General features: G+C 67.2%; 5 protein-coding genes. 1 reads left to right on the top strand and 4 read right to left on the bottom strand.

Annotated elements, in window-relative coordinates; genetic code table 11:
- Both SX243_13015 and SX243_13010 read right to left on the bottom strand, forming a co-directional pair.
- Positions 1-2,290, bottom strand: a 2,290-nt coding sequence (locus SX243_13015) for an AAA family ATPase (GenBank protein MDY7093885.1), incomplete at its 3' end; no start/stop codon positions are given.
- 8 nt (positions 2,291-2,298) lie between these two features.
- The gene (locus SX243_13010) at positions 2,299-3,132 is read right to left on the bottom strand and encodes a hypothetical protein (GenBank protein MDY7093884.1); all 834 of its coding nucleotides are present in this window, start codon (positions 3,130-3,132) and stop codon (positions 2,299-2,301) included.
- 273 nt (positions 3,133-3,405) lie between these two features.
- Between SX243_13010 and SX243_13005 the strand changes: the two genes are divergently transcribed.
- Positions 3,406-4,356 carry an IPTL-CTERM sorting domain-containing protein gene (locus SX243_13005; protein MDY7093883.1) on the top strand — a complete coding sequence of 317 codons (951 nt, stop codon included), beginning with the start codon at positions 3,406-3,408 and terminating at the stop codon, positions 4,354-4,356.
- 134 nt (positions 4,357-4,490) lie between these two features.
- On the opposite strand, the gene SX243_13000 is transcribed toward SX243_13005, so the two are convergent.
- Both SX243_13000 and SX243_12995 read right to left on the bottom strand, forming a co-directional pair.
- Positions 4,491-5,321, bottom strand: coding sequence for a PH domain-containing protein (locus SX243_13000; GenBank protein ID MDY7093882.1), 831 nt, complete (start codon positions 5,319-5,321; stop codon positions 4,491-4,493).
- The gene (locus SX243_12995) at positions 5,318-5,911 is read right to left on the bottom strand and encodes a PH domain-containing protein (protein MDY7093881.1); all 594 of its coding nucleotides are present in this window, start codon (positions 5,909-5,911) and stop codon (positions 5,318-5,320) included. The genes SX243_13000 and SX243_12995 overlap by 4 nt, the downstream gene beginning before the upstream one ends.
- Positions 5,912-6,000: the final 89 nt, after the last annotated feature.

Here is a 6,000-nt window from a genome sequence, read left to right as displayed (position 1 = left end):
CAAAGAAGTTGTACCAAGGGCTGCCCTCCTTCTCCCACTCCTTGCGGATCCCCACCCCCCCCCCCACCGCCGCCAGATTAACGGCGAACCGCGTCATGAACAGGCTGCGTAGGCTTTGGTTGACCCGCGGGTCGTAGTGGTTGAGCTCGTCCACCTCGTCGATGAGCAACACCAGCTTGACCCGCCGCCGGTGCCCCGCCTGGAGCTCCTTGAGCAGGCCGTGGAGCTCGCGCACCAGGTGGTGGTGAGTGTAGGGCTTGGCGGCGCCGAGGGCAGACGAGCGCTGGAGGCTGGGAGATTGTGCATCGAGATGAGCGGCCATGGACTCGAAGATCTGATCCGCCAGGGTGGCGAAGAATTTCTCTTCCGGGGTGCCCTGGAGGTCGATGTAGACGGGGTAGAAGGCGTACTCCGGATCCTCCAGGGTCTCCAGGCGCTGCTGGATCTGGTGCAGCAGCGAGGTCTTGCCGATGCGCCGCTCGCCGTAGAGCAGCAGGCTGTTGTTGTGGATGGTCTGGAGCACCCGCTGCACCAGCGCCTCGCGGCCAAAGAAGAGCTGATGGTCGAAGATTGGCCGGCCGGCGACGTAGGGGTTGAAGCGGCGGCGCAGGCGCTGGCGGCGTTCCCGCCACCGGCGCAGCCAGAAGAGCAGGAAGAGCACCAGGGAGACGGTGGCGGAGGCCACCGGTAACCAGGGGGAGCGGAACCACGGCCGGCGGTAGAGCACCCGATACTCGCTGCGGGAGCTCAGGCCTTCGTTGTCGGTGGCCACCACCGTCCACACCGACGACCCCACCGTCAGCCGGCGGCGAGCGCTGAACTCGGTGATGAACGTCTGCCCCACGGCCTGGGTGGAGAAGGAGCTGTCCACCGGACGGCCCTCACCGTCCAGCACCTCGACGGTCACCGGCGAGCCGTCGATGGCGACGCCGGTGAGGCGGAAGCGCGGCTCCGTCACCACCTCCACCCTCTCGCCGCCGGCACCGCCTTCCACCGTGCCACCTTCGAGTGGGCCACCTTCGACCGAGCCACCTCCGAGCTCTTCCTCACCGAGAGCCTGCCGACGGTCGGCGAAGCGGATCGCCGGCGGCAAATTCTCCACCGACTCCCCACCCAAGACCCGCTGGCTGATGCGTCCGTAGGCTCGCCCCACCACCGCCAGGGCCTGGGGCTGGCCACGCTCCAACGCCAGCACCCGGTTGGCGGTGGAGAGGGCGTCCTCGGTACGGCCGGCGGCCAGATGCTCCTCGGCGGCGGTGAGCAGCTCGGCGATGCGGGAGTCCTGACGTTCCGCCGCCTGAGCGTCCACCAGCTGCCGGCGCAGGGCTGCCGCCTGGGGATGGTCGGGCTCCAGAGCGAAGACCAGCTCCAGGGCATCCAAAGCCTCGGCGAGCCTCCCCTCGGCCTGCAAGCCGCGGGCGCTGGTGAGGGCCTCGGCGATCTGCCGCTGCCGGCGCTCCGCCGCCACCGAGGCCACCAGCGTCGCCTGCGCCTGCTCCAGCAATTCCTCGGCCTCCGGGCTGGGCCCCACCGCCAGCACCTGGCGTAGCAGCCGAGCGGCCCCCTGGGCGTCGCCGTCCGCGAGCAGGCGGCGGGCGGCTTGCAGATTGCCGGCGGTCTCCCGGGCCTGCCGCTGCGCCTCCTCCTGGGCCACCAGGTCGGAGCGCAAGGTAGCCATCAGCTCGCTAGCCTCGGGATGATCCGGCGCCACCGCCAGTCCCGGCCCCAGGGCCTTCATGGCCTCCTCCAACCGTCCTTCGCGCTGCAGGCTCCGGGCGTCTTCCAGGCTTTGAGCCACCACCTCCTCGGTGCGGCGCCGAGCCTCTTCGGCGGCGGCCTGCTGTGCCTGCTCCACCCGCTGACGATAGTCCCGCAGCTGCGCCAGGGCCGCCGGCGATTCCGTCACCACCCCCAGCCGCTCCTCGGTGTCGAAGGCTTCCAGGGCCGCGTCGTCCTGCCCCAGCTCGTGGTAGGCGATCCCCAGCTTGAGGTAGGGAAAGTAGTCCACCACGTTCATGCCGTAGGTACGTACCCGAGAGCCGGAATCACCCCGGCGCTCCAACGCCTCCTGCAGCTCCTCTACCGCCTCGCGCCAGCGCTCCCCTTGGAGGGCCCGTTCGGCTTTCTCGTAATGCTCATACCAACGATCCGCCGACGCCGGCAGGCCGCCCACCACCAGGACCGAGATCCACAGCACCAGCCAAAGACCCCGCCCCCTGCGCCGGCTGCGACGAGCACGGCGCGGGGTGTCGGCGGGGCCGAAAGGGCTGGGGTTTCGGGATTCGGTCATGGAATCCCTCAGCTGCCGATGCCGGAGACGAAGGTCTGCATCAGGTCGAAGACGATAAAGGTCATCCAGGCATCCTCCCGCAGCTCCTCGCGATCCCCACCGAGCACCAGCAAGTCGTAGGGAGCCTTGATCCCGCGGTGGCGCTTCTGCTCCCAGCGAGCCACCACTTCACCGTCGATGCGCGCCACGAACTCTCCTTCCAGGGGGTACGGGAAAAGGAACATCTTGAGCACTCCGCGGTTGAGCTGGGTGTCCTCGGAAATCCGCTCGATCTCCACGTCCCGCTGGTCGATGACTCCGGTAAAGATCACCCGCGAATGGTAATCGTAGCGGAGAGTGCCCCAAGGCTCCTCGCCGTCCCGGTCGTAGAGCTGCACCACCGGCTCGGTCTCGTCCGAACGGATGGGAACCCCGCGCACGCTTTGGCTCTTGGCCCACGCCCGCAGAGTCAGTGGCTCACCGGTCTGGGGATGGGTGAAGCGGTAGCGCACCCGGTGGACGTCCTGGTTGTAGACGTGCTCCGGGATCACGATGTTGGCGGCGGTGATGCGGCTCCAGGGCATTCCCTTGTACTTCATCATCTGCTGCTCGCCGGTCTCCAGGTCGCGGTAGCGCACCTTCTTGGTCCACCCGTTGCGCTCGACCTCGAAGCGGCTCCAACCCTCGGCGAGAAGCTCTTCCGGCGAAGCGAGCTCTACCGACGACCCCTCGAAGCGCGGCGGTTCTTCGAGGCCGGTGTGTTCGGCAGCATCCGCCGGAGCAGCCAGCCCCAGGCCCGCGATCAGGGCGAATAGCAGGAAAGCGACGGTGGGGGCGGTGAAGAGACGATGGGAAGGGTTCATGATGGGCTCCTCTCGAAGGAATCGGGGCCGCGTCCAAGAAGCGAGGGATTCGTTTCTCCGTCGACCCGTTGTGGGAGCCAGTGTGCCGATCTCGCCGCGCTCGGGCTTGAGGGCCGCCTGATCCCTGGCGGAGGAAGTTCTGAGGTTTTTCCTTGGGGGAAATAACGAGAGCTCACTCGGGCCAACTTCTGCTAGGATTTGGATACGTCTATCCAAGCCGGCCCGCTCGGCTGCCGGCAACCAACCACTAGATTTCCAAGGAACTCCATCGATATGTATCGTCGTGTCCTGAATTCGCTCGTCCTCGCTTTGCTCGTCCTCTGCTCCACCCTTCCCGCCGCCGCCGGTATCCCGCCGGTGATGCCCGGTGAGCTCTTGGGCTCCACCGGTGCCGTCGGCGCCTCCCTCATCTCCATCGATCCGATGACCGGCGCCGGCACCACCCGCTTCCCCCTGGGTTCCATCGGCCCGGTGACGGAAATCGAGTTCCGCTCTGACGGCGTCCTCTTCGGCGCCACCGGCGGCGGCTCCAGCAGCATCATCACCATCGATCCGGACACCGGCGTCGAGACCCTGGTGGGCGTCCACGCTTTCGGTGCCGTCAACGGCCTGGAGTTCGTCGGCAACACCCTCTACGGCGCGTTCTTCGAGAGCGGCGGAATGGGCCAGGAGGGCAACCCCAACGCCCAATTGGTCACCGTCGACCAGGCCACCGGCGTCCTCACCGTCATCGGTGACATTACCGACATCAACCCGGTCCGCGGCCTGGCCTACGACTCCATCACCGGCACCATGTACGGAGTCGGTTCGGAGCTCACCCGGCCCACCGAGGGGATCACCGGTGATCTGCTCTTCACCATCGACCTGGCCACCGGCACCCCGACCCCCATCGGCAACACCGGGGCGGAGATCACCGGCGGCATCGAATTCGGCCCCGACGGCACCCTCTACGGCGGCATCGCCTTCGGCGGCGGGGATGCGGCGGCGCCCGAAGGCATCCTGTTCAACGACGGGGACCTGGTGACCCTCGATCCGGCCACTGGCGCCGCGACCTTGGTCGGCAGCACCGGCGTCAACCCCCTGAGCGGTCTGTCCTTCGTTCCCGGCGGCATCATCGGCCCCGGCCCCAACGTCATCGAGGTCCCGACCCTCTCCGAGGTTGGCTTGATGCTGATGATGGGACTGCTGCTGGCCGCTGGCCTGGTGGTCCTGCGCCGCGGCTGAGCCCCGCTCCTATAGAAGCTGAACGCTCGAACCTTCGAACGTTCACCCGAAAGTCCCCGATGGAATCTGCGGCCGGGCCGCGCCATCGGGGACTTTTTGGATCTGGGCTATATCGGGGTTGTATCGGAGCTCGATCAGCGAGAGGGGCCGGCACCGAGAGCCCCGCGCAGCCGGCGGCTCTCGTCGAGGAGCTCGCGGGCAGCGGCGAGGGTCTCGGCACCGCCGGTGCTCCCCGCCAGGGTAGCGCTGCTCTCCATAGGCTGCAGGTGATGATCTCCCTCGTCCCCCAGCCCCGAGCCCCTCGACCGTGCCATGCGGGCACGGATCTGAGCCCGCAGCTCGGCGCCGTTCTCGATGCCCCGGAAATGGCCCACATGAAGGCCTTTGTCCTCATCCCCATCGCCGGAACTCTTGGCTCCGCCTCCGGCGGTGTGGATCTCCAGGTCCTCGATGCCCAGGAGCTTCTGCAGCGGGTTCTGGCGCACCGACATATTCTGGATCTTGGAGATGGTCATGGTCTGCTCCTTGACCTTCCACAGCCCCTCGCGGATGCGCAGGCATTCGTCCCCCACCATGTACCAGCGCAGCTCCCAGCCGAGCTTGAGCAGGAGGCCGGAGGTGACGGCCTGGATGGCGAAGAAGCCCAGGGCGATGAATTCGATCAGCTCGATGAAGCGTAGCGGTGAGGCGGCAAACCAGTCCGGGAGCCCCTCGGTGAGCTCCCGCAACGGCTCCGGAGCGGTGTTCTGGACGCCGAAATCGACGAAGGGGATCTCGAAGCTGCCGAAGTAGGCGAGGGAGAAGAGGATACCCAGCAGTGCACCCGCCTGCTTGAAGAACCAGCTGACGCCGCTGTAGTAGAGATAGCGCCGGGAGGCGTGGAAGGTGATCAGCTCCTCGTCGTGGCCCGGCGGCGGGTCCGGCCGCTCGCTGACCTTGAGCACCTTGAGCAGGAATTGCTTCACGGCCCCTCCCCCACCTCACCGGCTGCCGCCCCGGGAGGCCCCCCGCGAGTCTCCAGAGCCTGCCGGACGGCGCGCAGCTCGGCGGTGACCTCGCGCAAAACTCCCGCCAGCTCATGGCCCAGCTCACCGGCTGCCTCGCCACTCCGCGGGTCCCCCGGCGCCGCGCCGGCCCGATGCCGCCCTTCCCGCCGCCGGCCGCGCATGCGGGAGTAGAGGAAGTCGCGGATCTGCTCCAGCTCTTCCAAACCCTCCACGGTCATCTCCGCCGTCGCCGAGCCGGCGGCGGTCTGCAGCTGCAGCCGCGCCAACCCCAGCCACCGCTCGACGAAGTTGCTGGTCAGGTGGATGTCCTGGATGCGCGGATAGTTGAGGCTGATCTCCCGCCGGAAGAGGATCCCCCACTGCATGCTCACCCCTTCTTCATCGAACTCATAGCGCAGCGTCCGGAATCGTGCCAGACGAGGGATCAGCGGGATGAAGAAGAACGGTCCGAAGAGTAGCGAGGTGAGGAAGTAGTAGACCAGGAGGTTGAGGTGGGGGCGGTATTCGCCGTGGATAGGGACCTCAGTGGATGCTTCGCTCTCAGACATATTCCCTCCCCGATGTATTCATGACACCCAGTAAACCGTGTTTCTAGATTCCTGGTCAAGATCTGGAGCTGGCTCCTCCCGACAGCCCA

Source organism: Acidobacteriota bacterium (genome assembly GCA_034211275.1).
Taxonomy (GTDB): Bacteria; Acidobacteriota; Thermoanaerobaculia; order Multivoradales; family JAHZIX01; genus JAGQSE01.
This window is presented reverse-complemented; position numbering and strand designations above follow the sequence as displayed.

Bases quoted from the DNA above. Each gene is read 5' to 3' on its own strand.
- SX243_13010 (MDY7093884.1), bottom strand. From the start codon at position 3,132: ATGAACCCTTCCCATCGTCTCTTCACCGCCCCCACCGTCGCTTTCCTG.
- SX243_13005 (MDY7093883.1), top strand. From the start codon at position 3,406: ATGTATCGTCGTGTCCTGAATTCGCTCGTCCTCGCTTTGCTCGTCCTC.
- SX243_12995 (MDY7093881.1), bottom strand. From the start codon at position 5,911: ATGTCTGAGAGCGAAGCATCCACTGAGGTCCCTATCCACGGCGAATAC.